Origin of the sequence: Sabulibacter ruber (assembly GCF_017355955.1) — a bacterium.
GTDB lineage: Bacteria > Bacteroidota > Bacteroidia > Cytophagales > Hymenobacteraceae > Nibribacter > Nibribacter ruber_A.
The window spans coordinates 1-360 of the sequence record NZ_JAFFID010000041.1; the positions used below are offsets into that span (position 1 = coordinate 1).

Here is a 360-nt window from a genome sequence, read left to right on the forward strand (position 1 = left end):
GGTACTTGCGTTGCCGCAGCTTGGTGAAGCGCCACAGCTCACCGGCCTTCTTCATCGCCCTGGTGGCACTCGGGTAAGCGGCGTTCTTGTCCACCGTGACGGTGCGTGGGTTCACGGTGTGGGCCTGCTTCAGGACCTTGCGGAAGAAGCGCCGGGCGGCCGCGGCATCACGCTTGGCGCTGAGAAGAAAGTCGACCGTCTGCCCACGTGCATCGACGGCGCGGTACAGGTACATCCAGCGGCCCTTCACCTTCACGTAGGTCTCATCGACGCGCCAGGAGCCGGTTGTCATCCGGAGGTGCGGCCGAATGCGTTTGTCTAGCTCTGGGGCATAGGCCTGGATCCAGCGGTAGAGCGTCG

1 protein-coding gene is annotated in these 360 nt (G+C 64.4%); it reads right to left on the reverse strand.

Annotated elements, in window-relative coordinates; genetic code table 11:
• Positions 1–360 (reverse strand): IS6 family transposase (locus JT719_RS24370; protein WP_207436393.1); only part of this gene is annotated, 360 nt, incomplete at both ends.